At 61.2% G+C, this 17314-nt stretch carries 13 protein-coding genes; 5 read left to right on the top strand and 8 right to left on the bottom strand.

From position 1 onward, the window contains the following. The first annotated feature begins 116 nt into the window (after nt 1-116). Both glnA (L7A15_RS04295) and L7A15_RS04290 read left to right on the top strand, forming a co-directional pair. Entirely contained in the window at nt 117-1460 is a 1344-nt protein-coding gene (gene glnA / locus L7A15_RS04295) for a type I glutamate--ammonia ligase (protein ID WP_237189632.1), read from the top strand. Between the two features lie 114 nt (nt 1461-1574). Continuing rightward, on the top strand, nt 1575-4748 hold the full coding sequence (locus L7A15_RS04290) for a bifunctional [glutamine synthetase] adenylyltransferase/[glutamine synthetase]-adenylyl-L-tyrosine phosphorylase (protein WP_272879359.1): 3174 nt from the start codon (nt 1575-1577) through the stop codon (nt 4746-4748). Between the two features lie 162 nt (nt 4749-4910). Here L7A15_RS04290 and budA read toward each other — a convergent pair whose 3' ends face one another. Both budA and glnA (L7A15_RS04280) read right to left on the bottom strand, forming a co-directional pair. Then, nucleotides 4911-5663, bottom strand: a complete 753-nt coding sequence (gene budA / locus L7A15_RS04285) for an acetolactate decarboxylase (protein WP_237208371.1) — start codon at nt 5661-5663, stop codon at nt 4911-4913. Nucleotides 5664-5772: 109 nt separating this feature from the next. Continuing rightward, complete coding sequence (gene glnA / locus L7A15_RS04280; protein WP_237208370.1) at nt 5773-7197, bottom strand: type I glutamate--ammonia ligase; 1425 nt, start codon at nt 7195-7197, stop codon at nt 5773-5775. Between the two features lie 265 nt (nt 7198-7462). On the opposite strand from glnA (L7A15_RS04280), the gene L7A15_RS04275 reads away from it, so the two are divergent. Continuing rightward, nucleotides 7463-7924 carry an RDD family protein gene (locus L7A15_RS04275; RefSeq protein ID WP_237188449.1) on the top strand — a complete coding sequence of 154 codons (462 nt, stop codon included), beginning with the start codon at nt 7463-7465 and terminating at the stop codon, nt 7922-7924. Between the two features lie 9 nt (nt 7925-7933). Continuing rightward, nucleotides 7934-8815 (top strand): DedA family protein, encoded by an 882-nt coding sequence (locus tag L7A15_RS04270; RefSeq protein ID WP_237188450.1) that lies wholly within the window; start codon nt 7934-7936, stop codon nt 8813-8815. A 55-nt stretch (nt 8816-8870) separates the two neighbouring features. Here L7A15_RS04270 and L7A15_RS04265 read toward each other — a convergent pair whose 3' ends face one another. From L7A15_RS04265 to lipB, 3 genes are all read right to left on the bottom strand, one after another. Next, nucleotides 8871-9596, bottom strand: a complete 726-nt coding sequence (locus L7A15_RS04265; RefSeq protein WP_237188451.1) for a DUF4191 domain-containing protein — start codon at nt 9594-9596, stop codon at nt 8871-8873. 128 nt (nt 9597-9724) lie between these two features. Continuing rightward, on the bottom strand, nt 9725-10732 hold the full coding sequence (lipA, locus tag L7A15_RS04260) for a lipoyl synthase (protein WP_237188452.1): 1008 nt from the start codon (nt 10730-10732) through the stop codon (nt 9725-9727). 61 nt (nt 10733-10793) lie between these two features. Next, the gene (gene lipB / locus L7A15_RS04255) at nt 10794-11465 is read right to left on the bottom strand and encodes a lipoyl(octanoyl) transferase LipB (RefSeq protein ID WP_237208369.1); all 672 of its coding nucleotides are present in this window, start codon (nt 11463-11465) and stop codon (nt 10794-10796) included. Nucleotides 11466-11666: 201 nt separating this feature from the next. On the opposite strand from lipB, the gene L7A15_RS04250 reads away from it, so the two are divergent. Then, on the top strand, nt 11667-13328 hold the full coding sequence (locus tag L7A15_RS04250) for a hypothetical protein (protein ID WP_237208368.1): 1662 nt from the start codon (nt 11667-11669) through the stop codon (nt 13326-13328). A 71-nt stretch (nt 13329-13399) separates the two neighbouring features. On the opposite strand, the gene L7A15_RS04245 is transcribed toward L7A15_RS04250, so the two are convergent. The 3 genes from L7A15_RS04245 to lpdA form a co-directional block, all read right to left on the bottom strand. Beyond that, nucleotides 13400-13783 carry a hypothetical protein gene (locus L7A15_RS04245; RefSeq protein WP_237188455.1) on the bottom strand — a complete coding sequence of 128 codons (384 nt, stop codon included), beginning with the start codon at nt 13781-13783 and terminating at the stop codon, nt 13400-13402. A gap of 164 nt (nt 13784-13947) precedes the next feature. Then, nucleotides 13948-15639: a 2-oxoglutarate dehydrogenase, E2 component, dihydrolipoamide succinyltransferase gene (gene sucB / locus L7A15_RS04240; RefSeq protein ID WP_237188456.1), complete on the bottom strand. Its 1692-nt coding sequence runs from the start codon at nt 15637-15639 to the stop codon at nt 13948-13950. A gap of 82 nt (nt 15640-15721) precedes the next feature. Further along, entirely contained in the window at nt 15722-17116 is a 1395-nt protein-coding gene (gene lpdA / locus L7A15_RS04235) for a dihydrolipoyl dehydrogenase (protein ID WP_237201061.1), read from the bottom strand. Between the last annotated feature and the right edge of the window lie 198 nt (nt 17117-17314).

Here is a 17314-nt window from a genome sequence, read left to right as displayed (position 1 = left end):
GGGCGCGTGCCTGGCGGGCCTGACAGGTCTTCAGGGCTTAAAGTGGTGGGTAGGGAAGATACTACCTGCCCACCGTGGGGTAGGTGCTTCGACGACGAGAACGAACGGATGGGTACATGGACCGTCAGCAAGAATTCGTATTACGCACCATTGAAGAACGCAACGTGCGTTTTGTCCGTCTCTGGTTCACCGACGTGGTGGGCCAACTGAAGTCTGTGGCGATTGCACCGGCTGAGGTCGAATCGGCCTTTGACGAGGGGATCGGTTTTGACGGCTCCTCCATTGAGGGCCTCTCCCGTGTCTACGAGTCAGACATGCTCCTGCAGCCCGACCCCTCCACCTTCCAGGTCCTGCCCTGGCGGGGCGACGACGAGCCCACCTCCCGCATGTTCTGCGACATCCTGACCCCCGACGGGGAACCCAGCGCCTCAGACACCCGTGGCGTCCTGAAAAAGGTGCTGTCCAAGGCAGCAGGCATGGGCTTTACCTGCTACACCTCCCCCGAAATCGAGTTTTACCTCCTCAAATCCAAGGAACTGGGCCCCAACGGCTTCCCCGAGCCCGTCGATTCTGAAAGCTACTTCGACCACACCCCCGGCGGTGTCGTCCAGGACTTCCGCCGCAAGGCCGTCACCACCCTCGAAGAAATCGGTATCTCGGTAGAGTTCTCCCACCACGAGACCGGCCCCGGCCAGAACGAAATCGACCTGCGCCACGCCGACGCCCTGCAAACCGCAGACAACATCATGAGCTTCCGCACCGTGGTCAAGGAAGTTGCCCTCTCCCAGGGCATCTACGCCACCTTCATGCCCAAGCCCTTCACCGAACACGCAGGCTCCGGCATGCACACCCACTTCTCCCTCTTCGAGGGCGACACTAACGCCTTCTTCGAGGCTGGGGCCGAGTACCAGCTCTCCCGCACCGCCAAGCACTTTATCGCTGGCGTCCTGCGCCATGCCCCCGAGTTCACCTCGGTCACCAACCAGTTCGTCAACTCCTACAAGCGCCTCTGGGGTGGCGGCGAAGCCCCCTCCTACGTCTCCTGGGGCCACAACAACCGCTCCGCCCTGGTGCGCGTCCCCCTCTACAAGCCCAACAAAATGCAGTCAGCCCGCATGGAATACCGCGGTATCGACTCCGCAGCCAACCCCTACCTGGCCTACGCCGTCATCCTGGCCGCAGGCCTCAAGGGCATCGAAAACGAATACGAACTCTCATCACCAGCGGTCACCGAAGATATCTCGGCCATGACGAGCGCAGAACGCCGCGCTATGGGCTACCACGCTCTACCCACCTCTCTCTACGATGCCATTCACCGCACCGAAGAGTCAGAGTTCATGGCAGAAACCCTGGGCGAACAGGTCTTCGAGCAATTCCTGCGCAACAAGCGCCGTGACTGGAATGCCTACCGTGCAGAAGTGACTCCCTACGAACTGAAGAACAATCTCGGAATCCTTTAACCCACCCCCAGCAGGCGTAGAGCTCACTAGCGAGCTCTACGCCTGCCCTCGTTGAACCGTCCCCGCCACGGTAGCCCCCTGAACCGACAGACCTGACCCGAGGAGCCAGCTGAGGTGACAGCCCACCAGACTCAGACCCCCACCCCCGATGAGGCCGCCCGCCGCGCCGAAGAAGAACGCAAGGCCCAGCTACGGCTCATCAGCGAAATGGCAGCCATCGGGTTCTACGACGCCGCCAAGAGCGCCCGCTGGCTCAACTCCCGGGAACTTGAAGGCATTGACAGGGCAGCCCTCTTCGAGGGGCTCAGACTAGCCCCCTCACCCGATATCGCCCTGCCCGCCCTCGTCCGCCTCATCGAACGCGCCCCCCACATCGCTCAACTGGCCGCCCAGGGGGCTAGGGCTGAAGCCCTCTACCGGCTGCTGGGAGGCTCCGAAGCCCTCGGCGAGTTCCTGATTCGCCACCCCGAACACACAGACCTCCTCGACCCCGACCGCACCCCCGACCTCAGCCAGGACACCCCCAGATCCCTCCTACCCGACACCGACGGCGACTACCTCACCCCCATCGCCCCCCTCAACACCGTCTACCGCACTGACTTACTTACCGCCGTCGGCGCAGACCCCACCGCCCCCACCCCCGTCGCCACCCTCACCGGCAAGGACGGCTACACCGCCCTGCGCGTCGCCTACCGCCGCGCCATCACCCATATCGCCATCAAGGACCTCACCAGCTTCGTCCCCGTCCAGGCCATGCCCACCATCGGCCGCCACCTCGCCGACCTAGCAGCCGCCGCCCTCGAAGGCGCCCTCGCCATCGCCCGGGCCGAAGTCTCAACCACCCGCAACCCCCTCGACGTCGAAGCCGTCGACCTCGCCATCATCGGCATGGGCAAATGCGGGGCCCGTGAACTCAACTACATCTCAGACGTCGACGTCGTCTACGCCGTCGCCCACAAACCCCTCACCGACCTCCCCGACGACTTCACCCCCCTCACCGAAAACCACCTCACCCAAATCGGCACCGAACTCGTCCACGCCCTCTCCAAGGCCATCATGGCCCCCGCCCCCGAACCTGCCCTCTGGGAGGTAGACGCCAACCTCCGCCCCGAAGGCAAGGACGGCGCCCTGGTACGCACCATCGACTCCTACACCACCTACTACAAGCGGTGGGCCGAAAACTGGGAGTTCCAGGCCCTCCTCAAGGCCCGCCCCATCGCAGGCACCCCAGATTTGGGCGTCCGCTGGGCCCGCGCCATGCGCCCCTTCGTCTGGGAATCAGCTGCCCGGGAATCCTTCGTCGAATCCGTCCAAGCCATGCGCCGCCGCGTCACCGACAACATCCCCGCCGCCGAGGTCGACCGCCAAATCAAACTCGGCCCAGGGGGCCTACGCGACGTCGAGTTCACCGTCCAGCTCCTGCAGCTCGTCCACGGACGCACCGATGAAACCGTCCGCACCCAAACCACCACCGACTCCATCACCGCCCTAGCCAAGGCCAGCTATATCGGCCGGGCCGACGCCCAAGACTTCGCCGAAAACTACGCCACCCTACGCGTCATGGAGCACCGGATCCAGCTGCTCTACATGCGCCGCACCCACCTCATGCCGGCCAAGGAAAACGACCGGCGGGCCCTAGCCCGGGCCCTCAGCTCCCCGGTAACCAACACCCACCTGACCGAAGAAGACATGCTCAAGCAGTGGGCCAGCATCAAACGGGCCGTCAAGTCCCTCCACGAGCGGCTCTTCTTCCGGCCCCTCCTGGCCGCCGTAGCCCACCTGTCCAAGGACGAGGTCGCCCTCACCCCCCAAGCCGCCCAAGACCGCCTCGCCGCCCTGGGCTACAAGGACCCCCGCCGGGCCATGGGCCACATCGAAGCCCTCACCAAGGGCCTCCGCCGCTCAGCAGAAATCCAACGCACCCTCATGCCCGTCCTCCTCGGCTGGTTCGCCCAAGGCGTCGACCCAGACGCCGGCCTACTCGGCTTCCGCCGCGTCAGCGAATCCCTAGGCGGAACCCCCTGGTACCTCCGCATGCTCCGCGACTCCCCAGCCGCCGCCGAACGCCTCTGCACCCTCCTGGCCTCCTCCCGCTTTATCTCAGACCTCCTCGAAGACGTCCCCGACCCCATCGCCTGGCTCGACAAGGCAGAAGACCTCAAACCCCGGGAAACCGAAGTCATCATCGGGGAACTCCGCTCCCACCTGACCCGGCACCCAGAAACAGCCGAAGCGATCCGCGCCGTCCGCATGGCCCGGCGCCGCGAAATCCTCCGCCTCGCCATGGGTGAAGCCCTCGGCCTCAACACCAACGCAGAAGTCGCCCACGGCCTCTCCGATATCGACCAGGGCGCCATCCGCGCCGCCCTCGCTATCGCCACCCGCGAACTCTACACCGACGGACGAGAACCCCTCACCGACCTCGCCGTCATCGCCATGGGCCGCCAGGGTGGAGCCGAAATCGGCTACGGCTCAGACTCCGACCTCATCTACGTCCACATTCCCCGCCCCGGGGCCGACGAAAAAGCCGCCCAAGCAGAAGCGACCGATCTGATCAACCGCATGGTTGCCTTGCTCAAACAACCCACCACACCGCCGATCCGCGCCGAGAAAGTCCTTGAAATTGACGCCGACCTGCGCCCCGAAGGCAAGGCAGGGGCCATGGTGCGCTCGCTGGATTCCTTCCGGGAATACTACGAACGCTGGGCAGATACCTGGGAGTTCCAGGCCCTGCTGCGGGCCCGGCCCTTTGCCGGTTCTGACGAGGTTGGCCAGGCCTTCGTCGACCTGATCGCCCCCTACCGCTACCCAGAAACCTTCGGGCCAGAACAGGTCACAGAGATCCGCCGCATGAAAGCCCGCGTGGAGAACGAACGCATGCCCCGCGGCGCTGATAAGACCCGCCAGCTGAAACTGGGCCGTGGCGGCCTGACGGACGTCGAATGGCTCGTCCAGCTCCTGCAGCTCCAGCACGCCCACCGGGTCGAGGGTATGAGGACCACCTCAACCCTGAAAGCCCTGCGGGCCGCCGCCCAGGAGGGCCTGCTCCCAGTGGAGGACGCCGAGCTGCTGGAATCAGCCTGGAAGCTGGCCTCAAAAATCCGGGGCCTGAACGTGCTACGAACCGGCCGGGCCTCCGATACCCTTACCACCACCCGTCCTGACCTTGAGGCTATCGCCCGCTGGTGCGGCTACCCGCCCAACTCAGCCCGCCTCCTTGAGGACGACTACCTGCGAATCACCCGCCAGGCCCGCGCCGTCTACGAAAAGCACTTCTACCCGGGGTAGGGGAGTACGGTGAGTTTTCTTATCCACACGAGAACTTGCCGTAGCGGTTTTCGGGCTCGTAGCGAAGCTGCTGGATGGGGCTGGCGTGAATCGGCTCGTGAGCGCTAGCGAACCAGACGAGAGGGTCGGCAGCGAGCATGAGCCCGAAACCGCTGAGATTTCCTAGTGCTTCTCAGCCTTAGAGATCTGATCAGCGAGATCTTCAGGAGACAGGTCTGCATTTGAGAAGGCTTCGTTGAGGGGCAGGTGGAGGCGGAGGCCGGTGCCGGGGCAGATTTCGACGTGGGCGCTGCGGAGTTTGAAGTCGATGACGTGGCCGCCGCGGGTGCGGTCGTTGTCGATGAAGTGGGCGTGGCAGCCGGGCACGCCGATTCCTTGTTCGTAGATGGGGGTGCGGAAGCCGACGATGGTGCCTGCTACGTCGTCGAATTGGACGATGTCTTCACCCTCTACAGCGTCAACCATCTTGGGGTAGGGTTTTTCCTGTTTTTTGACGGTGCGGGTGCGTACCCATTCGAAGTCGCCGACGATTTTGATGGCGTACATGTAGTTGTCCGACAGGGTGAAGTTGTCGAGCACCTGGCTGGCTGATTGGCGGAGTAGGTTGGTGGGGAGGTCGCGTTTGATGGCGGGAACAAAGTTGGTGATGACAGCGAAGGGGGTTTTCTGGTCGAGGGAGGCGGGGGTGACGGTGCCGTCGTAGCGCATTTGGTAGCAGGTTCCGTCGAGGACGATCATTTCGCCGTCGAGGCCGTCGAAGGTGCCGACGCCGAAGTTGCCGTGGCCGAGGAGTTCGCCGATGGTCATGTCGCCGTCGTAGATTCCGTCGAGGAGTTGGCTCATGAGGCCGGTTTGGAAGACTTCGTTGCGGTAGATGGTGGAGCGGCCGTCGAGGATGGTTGCCTGGGTGTTCATGGGGTCCTTTCGTGGGCTCTTGCTGGGGCGCAAAAGCCGCGCTTCGGCGTCCTTGGGGTGCGGACGCCTAGCGCGGCTTTGTGCTGGTGAATGTCAGTTTACTGGGGCTTTAGACGCCGTAGTAGAGCTGGTATTCGAGGGGGTGGGGCACCAGGGAGAGGGGGGCCAGCTCGTTGGTGCGCTTGTAGTCGATCCAGGCTGAGATGAGGTCTTCGGTGAAGACGTCGCCTGCGAGCAGGAAGTCGTGGTCGGCTTCGAGGGCGGACAGGGCTTCTTCAAGGTTGGCGGGTGCCTTCTTGATGTCTGCTGCTTCTTCGGCGGGCAGCTCGTAGAGGTCCTTGTCGATGGGGGCAGGCGGTTCAATGCGGTTGCGGATACCGTCCAGGCCTGCCATGAGCTGGGCTGCGAAGGCCAGGTAGGGGTTGGATGAGGGGTCCGGGGCGCGGAACTCGAGGCGCTTGGCCTTGGGGTTGGTGCCGGTGATGGGGATACGGATACCGGCGGAGCGGTTGCCCTGGGAGTAGACCATGTTGACGGGGGCTTCGTAGCCGGGGACCAGGCGCTTGTAGGAGTTGACGGTGGGGTTGGTGAAGGCGAGTACTGCGGAGGAGTGCTCGATCAGACCACCGATGTACCAGCGGGCGACGTCGGAGAGGCCTGCGTAGCCGCGCTCGTCGTAGAAGAGGGGTTCGCCGTTCTGCCAGAGGGACTGGTGGCAGTGCATACCGGAGCCGTTGTCGCCGAAGACGGGCTTGGGCATGAAGGTCACGGTCTTGCCCCACTGGTCGGCGGTGTTCTTGATGACGTACTTGAACTTGAGCAGGTCGTCGGCGGCCTGGGTGAGGGTGGAGAACTTGTAGTTGATTTCAGCCTGGCCGGGGGCGCCTACTTCGTGGTGGGAACGTTCGACTTCAAGGCCTACTTCGTCAAGGGCTACGCACATGGCGTCACGCAGGTCGGCCTGCTTGTCGACGGGGGAGACGGGGAAGTAGCCGCCCTTGGTGAGGGTCTTGTTGCCCAGGTTGCCGCCTTCTTCGGCGCGGCCGGAGTTCCAGGGGGCTTCGTCGGAGTCGATCTTGAAGAAGACGGACTGGGGGGTGACTTCGTGCTGGACGTTTTCGAAGACGAAGAATTCTGCTTCGGAGGCGAAGAAGGCGGTGTCGGCGATGCCGGTTGACTTCAGGTATTCTTCGGCGCGTTCGGCGACGCCGCGGGGGTCGCGGTGGTAGGACTCGCCGGTGCGGGGGTTGACGATGGAGCCGGTGACGACCAGGGTCTTTTCAAGGCGGAAGGGGTCGACGTAGCAGGTGGTGACGTCGGGGATCAGCTGCATGTCTGATTCGGCAATGCCCTGGAAGCCGCGGATTGAGGAGCCGTCGAACATCTGGCCGACGGTGAAGAAGTCTTCGTCGATGGCCTTGGCGGGCAGGTTGAAGTGCTGCTGTACACCGGGCAGGTCGGTGAAGCGGATGTCAACGAACTTGATGTCTTCGTTCTTGATGAAGTCGAGGACTTCCTGTGCGGTTGTGAACATGGTCGGTTGTTCTCCTTGAGTTGTGGCGACCCGGGTCCCTGGTCTGGGTCCCTGTTTGTTGTTTCCTAGCCTAGGCTGGATTTTTTGCTCTGAAGTGTCGCTTGTGTTTCGCGTGTGTAACAAGCCCTGTGTGGTTGGTTGCGGTGCTGTTACGGTGCTTCTTCCAGTGTAGGTGGTGGGGTGTTGGTTTCTCGGATGGTAGGACGGGGCGCGGGGGTGGGTTGTCCCTGGCCGGTGGTGGGTGAAGCCGGTAAGGTTAGATGTTATGGTTTCGAGAAAAGATTTGGGCTCCTGGATTGAGGGGGCGCCGACCTGGATGGAGTATCCGGGGCAGGATATGGGGCGGCCTCGTAAGGGGCGGGGGGCTATTGCCCGGCCTTTGCCCCGGTTGCTTGCTTTTGCGGTTGACTGGTACCTGGTGGAGGGTTTGTTCTGGCTGGTAGGCCGGTTCCTGTTCCCGGAGGTCAATGTCGCTGTCATTGATGTTGTTCAGCTGGTGTTTTTCTGGCTGTATATGGTGGTGGCTGTTGGTTTTATGGGGCATACGGTGGGGCATTTTGCCTTGGGTATGCAGGTTCAGCGTTTGGACGGGAAGCCTGCTGGCTGGTTGTCGGCTTTGATTCGGCAGTCTTTGGTGATGCTGCTTCTGCCAGTGCTGATTATGGACGCTAATCAGCGGGGTTTGCATGACCAGGCCCGGCATACTGTTCTTGTTGTGATTCGTTAGGAGGGGTGGATGTCTGAAACGCAGAATGCTCGTGGTGAGCAGATTGAGGTGGGCCAGGACGCGGTTGCCCCGGCTGATCTGGACGGGCCGGTTGTAGCTGGGGGAGGGGCTGAGGCTGCTAGCGTAGCTGAGGCTGAGCCGAACCAGGCTGGGCTGGCCGACACCCAACTAACCGACGCCCAACCAACCGACGCCCAGCCGTCCGCACCGGAGGAGCGGGGGCAGGAGGCGTCCTTGCCGAACTTCCTGCTGCACCCCGGTAAGACAGATAAGATTCTGTTGAGCCTGCTGGGGGTCATGACGGTTTTCTCCCTGGTCATGATTCCCCTGCGCCCCAACCTGATGGTTAATGCCCCGGCCCTGCTGGCCCTGCTGACCGGGTCTGGGATTGGTACCCTGATTACGGCCGCCCAGAACCAGCAAAATATACTGCTGTGGTCTGGGGTAGCCCTGCTAGCGGCCCTGAGCCATATTAAGTTCCTGCTGGTCTACTACTTCATGGGTAAGCACTGGGGGCAGGACTTCATCCACTGGATTTTCGCTAGCCACACCCCCCTCTGGTACCGCAAACTTGAAGGTTTTGTGGAGCGCCACCTCTTTTTCTGCCTGGCTCTTGGGTTTATTCCCTTCTCCCCGATCCCGGCCACGATCCTGGTGGCTATTGCGGGAATTCGTCGGCTCAGCGGCTGGGGCATTGCCGTCTATATCTACCTGCTGGCCCTGGCCAATAAGTGCTTCTACCTGTACCTGGGCTTGATGTTTGGTGAGGGAGTTCAACCAACTCTGCAAACCATAGACAAGTACATGCTGCAGATAACTCTGGCCCTGCTTGCCTACGTTTTCATAGCTAACTGGTATAAGTCCAGTAAGAAGCAGAAGACCACCACATAAGGGTGCATACAGTAAAGGCCCGGTTCTTGAAGAACCGGGCCTTTACTGTTGGGTTTTAGCGCATGCCCTTGCGGTCGGGGCGCATACGCATGGGGTCGATACCCTTGGGGATAGAGTTCATCATGCTGTTGTGCTTGGAGAGCGACTCAATGCGGTTTGCGACCTGGTGCATTTCCTGCTGGGTGAGCTTCTTGGGCAGCTTATTCATGGTCTTGGTGAGCTGCTTGAGGTCGGTCTGCCCCTCAGCCTTGCCGGTGTTGATCACAGAGACGGGTACGGTCGGTACGATCTTGGCGTACTTGAGCTTTTCTTTCTGGACCAGGGCATTGACGCGGGAGGTGGGGCCTTCGGTGACCAGGACGATGCCGGGGCGGCCAATCGCGCGGAAGACGACGTCCTGGGACTTGTTGACGGCTACGGGCTGCTGTTCAAAGATCCAGCCGCGACGCAGGGTGGACAGGGCCGCGCCGGATCGGCCGGGCTGGCCTTCAAGCTGGGCGAAGGCTGCTTTTTCTGCACGGCGGGAGAGCACCATGACGGCGAAGAGGATGCCGAAGGGAATGCCGATAATCAGGAAGGTGATCCAGTTGTTCAACAGCAAACCGATGAGCAGGAAGACGAGGACGGTGCCGAAGAAGATGAGGGCCAAGATCCAGGGGATGTTGGGGTCCTGTTCGCGGGTCATAGCATAGACCTGCTTCATCTGGGCAAACATGCCGGGGCCACGCTTGGCGCGACGTTCGGCGCGGGCCTTCTTCTTCTCTTCGCGGGATTCAGCCACTTCTGTGTCCTTTGGTGTGATGGTTTTTCTGGCGCTGGGAGCCGGCGTATTCGGCGTCGCCATAACTCACCTATTCTATAGGGCAAGCGCCCACTGGTGAAACCGGTGGGCGCTTGAACTGTTGGTGATTAGGCTCCTGCGGCGACGAGGGAGCTGGCTTCCTGCATGGCGAAGCCGGTGTCGTCGATGTGGGAGAGGTGCTCGGGGATTTCCCGGCCCTGCTTCTTCATGGCGCGGGCCCAGAGCTTACCTGCCCGGTAGGAGGATCGGACCATGGGGCCAGCCATGACGCCGGCAAAGCCGATTTCTTCGGCCATCTTGGAGAGCTCGACGAATTCGGCGGGCTTGACCCAGCGTTCGATGGGGTGGAAGAGGGGGCCGGGGCGTAGGTACTGGGTGAGGGTAATGAGGTCGCAACCTGCGTCGTGCAGATCGCAGAGGGCTTCGTAGACTTCCTCGTTGGTTTCGCCCATACCCAGGATCAGGTTGGACTTGGTAATCAGCCCGGCCTCCTTGCCCTGGGTAATGACGTCCAGGGACCGCTCGTAGCGGAAGGCGGGGCGGATCTGGCGGAAAATGCGGGGGACGGTTTCGAGGTTGTGGGCAAAGACCTCGGGGGCGGCGTCGATGACCTGCTGGACGTCCTCCTCCTTGCCCTTGAAGTCGGGAATCAGGATTTCAACGCCGGTGTTGGGGGAAACGCGATGAATCTGGCGGATGGTTTCGGCATACAGCCAAGCCCCGCCGTCCTCAAGGTCGTCACGGGCGACGCCGGTGACGGTGGCGTAGCGCAGGCCCATCTTCTTGACGTTGAGGGCGACCTTGATGGGTTCGGTGCGGTCGATGGCGACGGGCTTGCCGGTGTCGATCATGCAGAAGTCGCAGCGGCGGGTACATTCGGAGCCACCGATCAGGTAGGTTGCTTCGCGGTCTTCCCAGCATTCGTAGATGTTGGGGCAGCCTGCTTCTTCACAGACGGTGTGCAGGCCTGAACCGCGGGCGAGGTCGACCATTTCCTTGTATTCGGGGCCGACCTTGGCTTTGGTTTTGATCCATGAGGGCTTTTTCTCGATGGGTACTTCGGCGTTGCGGGCTTCAACGCGCAGGAGCTTACGGCCTTCGGGCTGGGCGCTCATGGGTGAGGTTTCTCCTTCGGTGGGGTTGGATTCCAACCGGTCAATTGGTGTCTGAATAATACTAGTTGGCGACGGTGAAGTCAGCTGCGAGCTGATCAGCGTAGCGGGCCAGCTCTTCTTCTACACGGTCAACAACATCGGCTGGGGTTATATTCCGGCCGAGCTGTTCGCTGATGGTGGTGACGCCCGCATCGGTGATACCGCAGGGGATAAAGGCACTGAAGGGGTCGGTGGGGTTGTTGCAGTTGAGGGAAAAGCCGTGCATGGTGGTGTTTTTTGAGACCCGGATTCCGATGGCTGCAATTTTTTTGTCGGGAATGAGGGCGCCGTCGCCCAGGACCCAGACCCCTGATCGTCCTTCAACCCGCTGGCAGGTAATGCCCAGGTCGGTGATGACGTTGATGAGGACTTCTTCTAGGACGCGGACGTAGCGGACTACGTCGATGGGCTCTGGGAGTTGAACGATAGGGTAGCCGACGAGCTGGCCGGGGCCGTGCCAGGTGAGCTTGCCGCCCCGGTCAATTTTCACGACGGGGACGCGGTCGTCGGTGGGGTACTCATGGTCTTCGGTGCGTTTACCGGCGGTGATGACTTCCTGGTGCTCTAGGAGCAGGACGGTGTTCTGCCGGCGTTTGCTGGCTACCTGCTCGTGGACGGTGCGCTGATAGTCCAGGGCACCGGTGTATTCCACATAGTCGGGGGCCAGGCCCACACGCTCAAACTCTAATGCCATACCCTCTAGATTAGTCCTTTTGAGGAAAAGGTAAAACCGGCAGTCGCTTCAGGCAGCGATGAGCACTCCTGGGGGATATGGGGAGAATTCCTTGTGTTTCTCTTCTGTGACACCGCAGATTCATTGAGCTGGCTAGGGGAAATAGTCGTGCCTGTGGAAAACTTTCAGGGGGGAATAGCCGGGTCAGGTAAGACTAGGGGTATGAATGCACAGCTTAGTCCCACGAGCCTAGCCCCAGACACCGCCGTCGATCAGTTCCCAACGGGTCCTGTGCCTGGGGCTGAGCACACATCAACCGCACCAGACGTCAAGGTCCTCTTCCCCCTGGGCAGCTCACGGAAAACCCCAGCCTGGCTTGTTACCTGCTCAGGCGAAACAGCAGAGCACCTCCAGCTACCGCCCGGGCCTTACACCCTTGTTCCCATGCCGTCCGGGCAGAGTAAGGCCCCAGAGAGGCTGTGTAGCCTGCCTGCGCTACCTGCAGTTGCCCGCGTGGACGCCATCAGCCAGGGGCAAGACTCAGCAGACGACCAAATCTGGGTGGAGCCCCTAGAAGCCGGAACCCTCGCCGACTACTGCGCGGCCAAGGGCGCAATGCCCCTGGGGCAGGTTGTCTCAGTTGCCGGCCAACTCATTCAAGGGCTCGACCTACTCCACAGCCACCAGATGGCCTACCGGGACCTCACAGCAGACTCTCTTGCCTTTACCATGACGGGGGACCTGAAATTATTGCCGCCGGATAAGGATCTTCGTGCAGCAGATGAGGCAACCGTCGCCAAAGCAATCGCAGATGATACGGGGGCCTGCGCCGGTATCCTCTGGCAGTGCCTGACGGGGGAAAAACCAGTAGCCCAGCGTTTACGCACCCCATTGCCTATTGCAGCTCCTGGCACTAGTGAAGCGATGGCAGAGACTTTAGAGAACGCCATTGACCGTCGCGCCCAGCAACCTACCCTGGCCCAAATAGCGTCCCTGTTCGAACTCGCAGACGACCCCCAGCCCCTTGAACTGCATCTGAGCGCCCATCCCAGCGTCCACCACCTTCTGCCCACACTGCAACCAGCCGAACCTACCCCCGTCCGCCGGAAGTTTCGCAAAAAGTCCCAGGTGCGAGAGACAACCAAAAATTTGAACCGGCCCGCAGGCCGGAATCTAGCCTCACCCAAGATTTTCCAGACTGCCGCAGGAAAGACAGGAAAGACAGGGCGGCGTTTGCCCCCGAGGGTGCAGGTGGTGGGGGCTCTATGCCTCGTCCTCGCGGCAGGTGGCTACCTGGCCTTCCAGTTTGGTCTGCCTGGGCAGGACGCCCATCAGCAGGCTACACCTGCCCCAACCCCAGATACTGTTGTCGCCGCTGAGATCGCGGTAGAAGAAGAAAGCCCAGCGGCCGAGGCATCTCCTGGAGAGCAGCCCTCCGTCCCCGCCGCCCAAGCAGCTGCCCCCGAGATGGAAGAGAACCAAGACCTAGCCCAGATTCTGGCAGACCTGATTTCAGTACGGAGCCAGGCTTTAACAGACCAAGCGCCTGAGCGCATCGCTGATTATGCTGTTGCCGGTGGGGGAGTTGATGAAGCTGATAGAACTTTGCTCCAAGACCCAGATGCCTCCCAATTAGCCCACATGCAAACCTCCTTACACAGCATTGAATCCATCACCCCGGGCCCAGGAGGTGATAGTTTCACGGCCCTTATCTATATTCAATCTGTTGGGTATACTCCCCAGGGGCCTTCTGCTGAGTTGGCTGAACAGGGCATAGAAGTCAGGGACGGCATCGTCCTCCAAAAAGCCCGGATCGAGGCCAAGAAACAGGAGGGAAAGTACCTTCTTCACAGGGCAGAAGCGGTCAGCTTGGCCTACTCATAGTTAGGGTAAACAAAAGGGTAGGGACGGATAACCGTCCCTACCCTTTGGGTCCCTGGATGAGGTGACCTGTCTTAGATCAGGGGGCCCTGCATGAAAACAGCGATGCCGATGTTGATGAGGGCAAGGCCACCTACAGTATGAGCCAGGCCGATGTTCTTGCCTGCTTCGGGGGTGCCCAGGGCCTTAGCGGCCTTGTACTTCTTCTGACCCATGAAGGCAGCTACGGCGATGACCAGGGCAATCACCATCTTGATACCAATCATCATGTGGTTGAGCTGCATGTTGTGAGCCATCTGAATGAAGTAGAGGGCAAAACCGGTTACGACCTGCAGGAGGGCCGCATGGAACTGGCCCGGTAGCACAACACCTTTTTTGAAGGTGCCAATCCAGATGCCGAAGACCATGGCTGCACCGACCAGGTGCAAGAAAAGAAGAATTGAAAATGCGATCGTCATAATGACAAGTCTACTTAAGGGACTGCGGCTTAGCGACACTTTGACAGTAAAAGCGGTGTGGGAGTGGCCACGCAGGCAAGGCTGCCGTATGTACAGCAGGTGCCCTACCGGATAATCCGATAGGGCACCTGCTCATGTGTCAGCTGAAATAGCTTGACGGGATTTTAGAGGCCAACCTCAGCTTCGAAGGCTGCTTCTTCAAGACGGTTCTTGAGGAAGGCCAGGAAGCGGCCTGCGTCTGCCCCGTCAACAACGCGGTGGTCGTAGGTCAGGGAGAAGTAAGCCAGTGAGCGGATTGCAATGACGTCGTTACCTTCGGCGTCCTGGATAACTGCAGGGCGCTTATTGGTGGAACCGATGCCGAGGATTGCAACGTTGGGCTGGTTGATGATCGGGGTGAAGAAGACACCGCCGGTCTGACCGGTGGAGGAGATAGTGAAGGTTGAACCTGAAAGCTCCTCGGGGCCAACCTGGCCGTCGCGGGCACGCTTGGCAACGTCGTTGATCTTCTTGGCAATACCGGAGATGTTCAGCTCACCGGCGTCCTTGACGACGGGAACCAGCAGACCCTTGGGGGTGTCTACAGCCAGGCCGATGTTCTCGGAGGCGTGGTAGGTGATTTCCTTGAAGTCGTCGCTCATGGAGGAGTTGAACTGGGGGAACTGCTGCAGGGCTTCGGTGACTGCCTTGGTGAAGAAGGGCAGGAAGGTGAGCTTGGTACCTTCACGAGCCTCGAAGCCAGCCTTAGCCTTGTTGCGCAGGGCAACCAGGCGGGTCAGGTCGATTTCCTGGACGGTGGTCAGCTGGGCAGACACAGCCAGGGACTCAACCATGCGCTTAGCAACGGTCTGGCGGATACGGGGGGCCTTTTCGGTGGTGCCACGCTTGGAGGACAGGGCAGCCTTGGGGGCCTCAGCCTTGGGGGCAGGGGCAGCAGCTGCAGCAGGTGCGGCAGCGGGGGCATCTGCAGGGGCAGCGGCCTTCTTGGCTTCAGCAGCGGCCAGGACATCCTGCTTGCGGATGCGGCCGCCAACACCGGTGCCCTTGAGGGTGGACAGGTCAATGCCTTCCTGCTTGGCCAGCTTACGGACCAGGGGAGTGACGTAGGCTTCGCCGTTCTCGCCAGTGGGAAGCTCAACTGCGGGTGCCTCAGCGGCGGCGGGAGCCTTAACTGCGGGAGCGGCAGCTTCTTCCTTCTTCTCTTCTGCGGCAGGGGCAGCAGGAGCAGCTGCAGGAGCCGGGGCAGCAACGGCAGAAGCGTCGCCGATGATAGCCAGAACCTGGCCAACCTCAGCGTCCTCGTCTTCCTGGATACGGATTTCGAGCAGGGTACCTGCTACGGGTGAGGGAACCTCGGTGTCAACCTTGTCGGTGGAGACCTCAACGAGGGGCTCGTCAACGGCTACTTCTTCGCCAACTTCCTTGAGCCAGCGGGTGATGGTGCCTTCGGTGACAGACTCACCCAGGGCGGGCAGGGTGACCTCGGTGCCGGTTGCAGAACCTGCGGCGGGGGCAGGAGCGGCAGCAGCAGGAGCAGGGGTGGCGGGAGCTGCAGGAGCAGCTTCTTCCTTCTTCTCTTCAGCGGCGGGAGCGGCGGGGGCAGCGGCAGCTGCACCGGAGCCGTCGCCGATGATGATGAGGGGGGCGCCGACCTCGACGTCCTCGTCCTCTTCAACCAGGATCTTTTCGACGACGCCGGCGACGGGGGAGGGAACCTCGGTGTCAACCTTGTCGGTGGAAACTTCGACGATGGGCTGGTCAACCTCAACGGTTTCGCCAACCTCAACGAGCCAACGGGTAACGGTACCCTCGGTCACGGATTCGCCCAGTGCGGGCAGTTCTACGGTAGTGGACATAGTCCTTCGTATTCTCCTTGTGAGTGATGAAAATTGAAAGAGGGTAGGTGGCGCCAAGATGCACCACCTACCGAAGACTCATTTAGCCGTGCAGAGGGGCACCGGCGAGGGCCATAGCGGCTTCGCCCAGTGACTCGTTCTGGGTGGGGTGAGCGTGGATGAACTGAGCAACATCCTCGGGGAAGGCTTCCCACACAACCCACATCTGGGCCTCACCGATCTGCTCGCCCATACGCTTACCAACAGCGTGAACGCCGATGATGGGGCCATTCTTTTCGCGGACAACCTTGACCAGGCCACCGGTACCCAGGATGGAGGACTTGCCATTACCTGCCAGGTTGTATTCGGCAACTTCAACGTTTTCCTTGCCGAACTTCTCTTCAGCCTTGGGCTGGGAGTAGCCGATGGAGGCGATTTCGGGCTCGCAGAAGGTGACCTTGGGGATGTTGATATCTTCAACGATCTGGGGGTTGAGGCCAGCGATTTCTTCTGCAACGAAGCGGCCCTGCTGGTAGCCGCGGTGGGCCAGCTGGACGCCGGGGACGATGTCGCCGATGGCGTAGATGTTGCCGACGCCGGTGTGCAGGCGCTCGTTGGTGATGACGAAGCCGCGATCCATGGTCAGGCCCTGCTCGTCGTAGCCGAAACCTTCGGTGTTGGGGCCACGGCCGACGGCCACGAGAACGATGTCGGCCTCGAAGACGGTGCCGTCTTCCAGGGTGACCTTGGCGCCGTTGGCGTCCTGTTCAACGGTCTTGAAGAACTTGCCCAGTGAGGACTTGATGCCGCGCTTCTTGAATTCGCGCTCAACGACCTTGATGATGGAGGGGTCTTCGTTGGGGACCAGGTTGGGAAGGCCCTCGATGATGGTGACCTCTACGCCCATGGAGTTCCACATGGAGGCGAACTCGGAGCCGATGACGCCGCCACCCAGGACGATTGCGCTCTTGGGCAGGTAGTCCATCTGCAGGGCCTCGGTTGAGGTGAGGACGCGGTCACGGATTTCGATGCCGAAGGTCTTGGAAACAGAGCCGGAGGCCAGGATGATGTGCTTGCCCTTGTAGGCAACACCACCGACGGTGATGGTGTCCTTGCCGGTCAGCTTGCCTTCGCCTTCGATGACGGTGACCTTCTTCATCTTGAGAAGGCCTGACAGGCCCTTGAACTTGCCGGCGACGATGCCGTCCTTGTAATCACGGACCTTGGCCATGTCGATGGACTCAAGGGTGGTGTTGACGCCGTACTTTGATGCTTCCTTGGCTTCAGAAGCCAGTTCTGCGGCGTGGAGGTAAGCCTTGGTGGGGATGCAACCGGTGTGCAGGCAGGTGCCGCCTAGGTTGCTCTTTTCGATGAGACCTACGGTGAAGCCCAGCTGTACTGCGCGTAGGGCTGCGGAGTAACCGGCGCTACCGCCACCGAGGATGAGGATATCGAATTCTGTTGTTGCCGAATCGGCCACGTTGACGCTCCCTTGCATGGGTCGCGGAGGCCTAAGCCCCCTTATGTACTGTCGTTTTCTAGCTTATATCTTGTAGGGGCTGACTACCACCATTGGGCTATGTATTGTTACCGGCTGGGCTGCCTGGAGGTGGATGCGCTGGTCGGGTGAAACCCCTTGCAATCAATGAGCTTCTGACTAGGCGATATGTTGGCAAGGTGGGTGGTGGGTGCAGGG

It is taken from the genome of Rothia nasimurium (assembly GCF_928391935.1).
GTDB classification, from domain to species: domain Bacteria; phylum Actinomycetota; class Actinomycetes; order Actinomycetales; family Micrococcaceae; genus Rothia; species Rothia nasimurium_D.
Note: the sequence above shows the minus strand (reverse complement) of the source record. Positions and strands in the feature narration are given on the sequence as shown.

What these genes read in the sequence shown, in the direction of transcription:
- L7A15_RS04275 (WP_237188449.1), top strand. Translation starts at nt 7,463, where the DNA reads ATGGTTTCGAGAAAAGATTTGGGCTCCTGGATTGAGGGGGCGCCGACC.
- L7A15_RS04250 (WP_237208368.1), top strand. Translation starts at nt 11,667, where the DNA reads ATGAATGCACAGCTTAGTCCCACGAGCCTAGCCCCAGACACCGCCGTC.
- glnA (WP_237208370.1), bottom strand. Translation starts at nt 7,197, where the DNA reads ATGTTCACAACCGCACAGGAAGTCCTCGACTTCATCAAGAACGAAGAC.
- L7A15_RS04270 (WP_237188450.1), top strand. Translation starts at nt 7,934, where the DNA reads ATGTCTGAAACGCAGAATGCTCGTGGTGAGCAGATTGAGGTGGGCCAG.
- lipA (WP_237188452.1), bottom strand. Translation starts at nt 10,732, where the DNA reads ATGAGCGCCCAGCCCGAAGGCCGTAAGCTCCTGCGCGTTGAAGCCCGC.
- L7A15_RS04245 (WP_237188455.1), bottom strand. Translation starts at nt 13,783, where the DNA reads ATGACGATCGCATTTTCAATTCTTCTTTTCTTGCACCTGGTCGGTGCA.
- sucB (WP_237188456.1), bottom strand. Translation starts at nt 15,639, where the DNA reads ATGTCCACTACCGTAGAACTGCCCGCACTGGGCGAATCCGTGACCGAG.
- glnA (WP_237189632.1), top strand. Translation starts at nt 117, where the DNA reads ATGGACCGTCAGCAAGAATTCGTATTACGCACCATTGAAGAACGCAAC.
- budA (WP_237208371.1), bottom strand. Translation starts at nt 5,663, where the DNA reads ATGAACACCCAGGCAACCATCCTCGACGGCCGCTCCACCATCTACCGC.
- lipB (WP_237208369.1), bottom strand. Translation starts at nt 11,465, where the DNA reads ATGGCATTAGAGTTTGAGCGTGTGGGCCTGGCCCCCGACTATGTGGAA.
- lpdA (WP_237201061.1), bottom strand. Translation starts at nt 17,116, where the DNA reads ATGCAAGGGAGCGTCAACGTGGCCGATTCGGCAACAACAGAATTCGAT.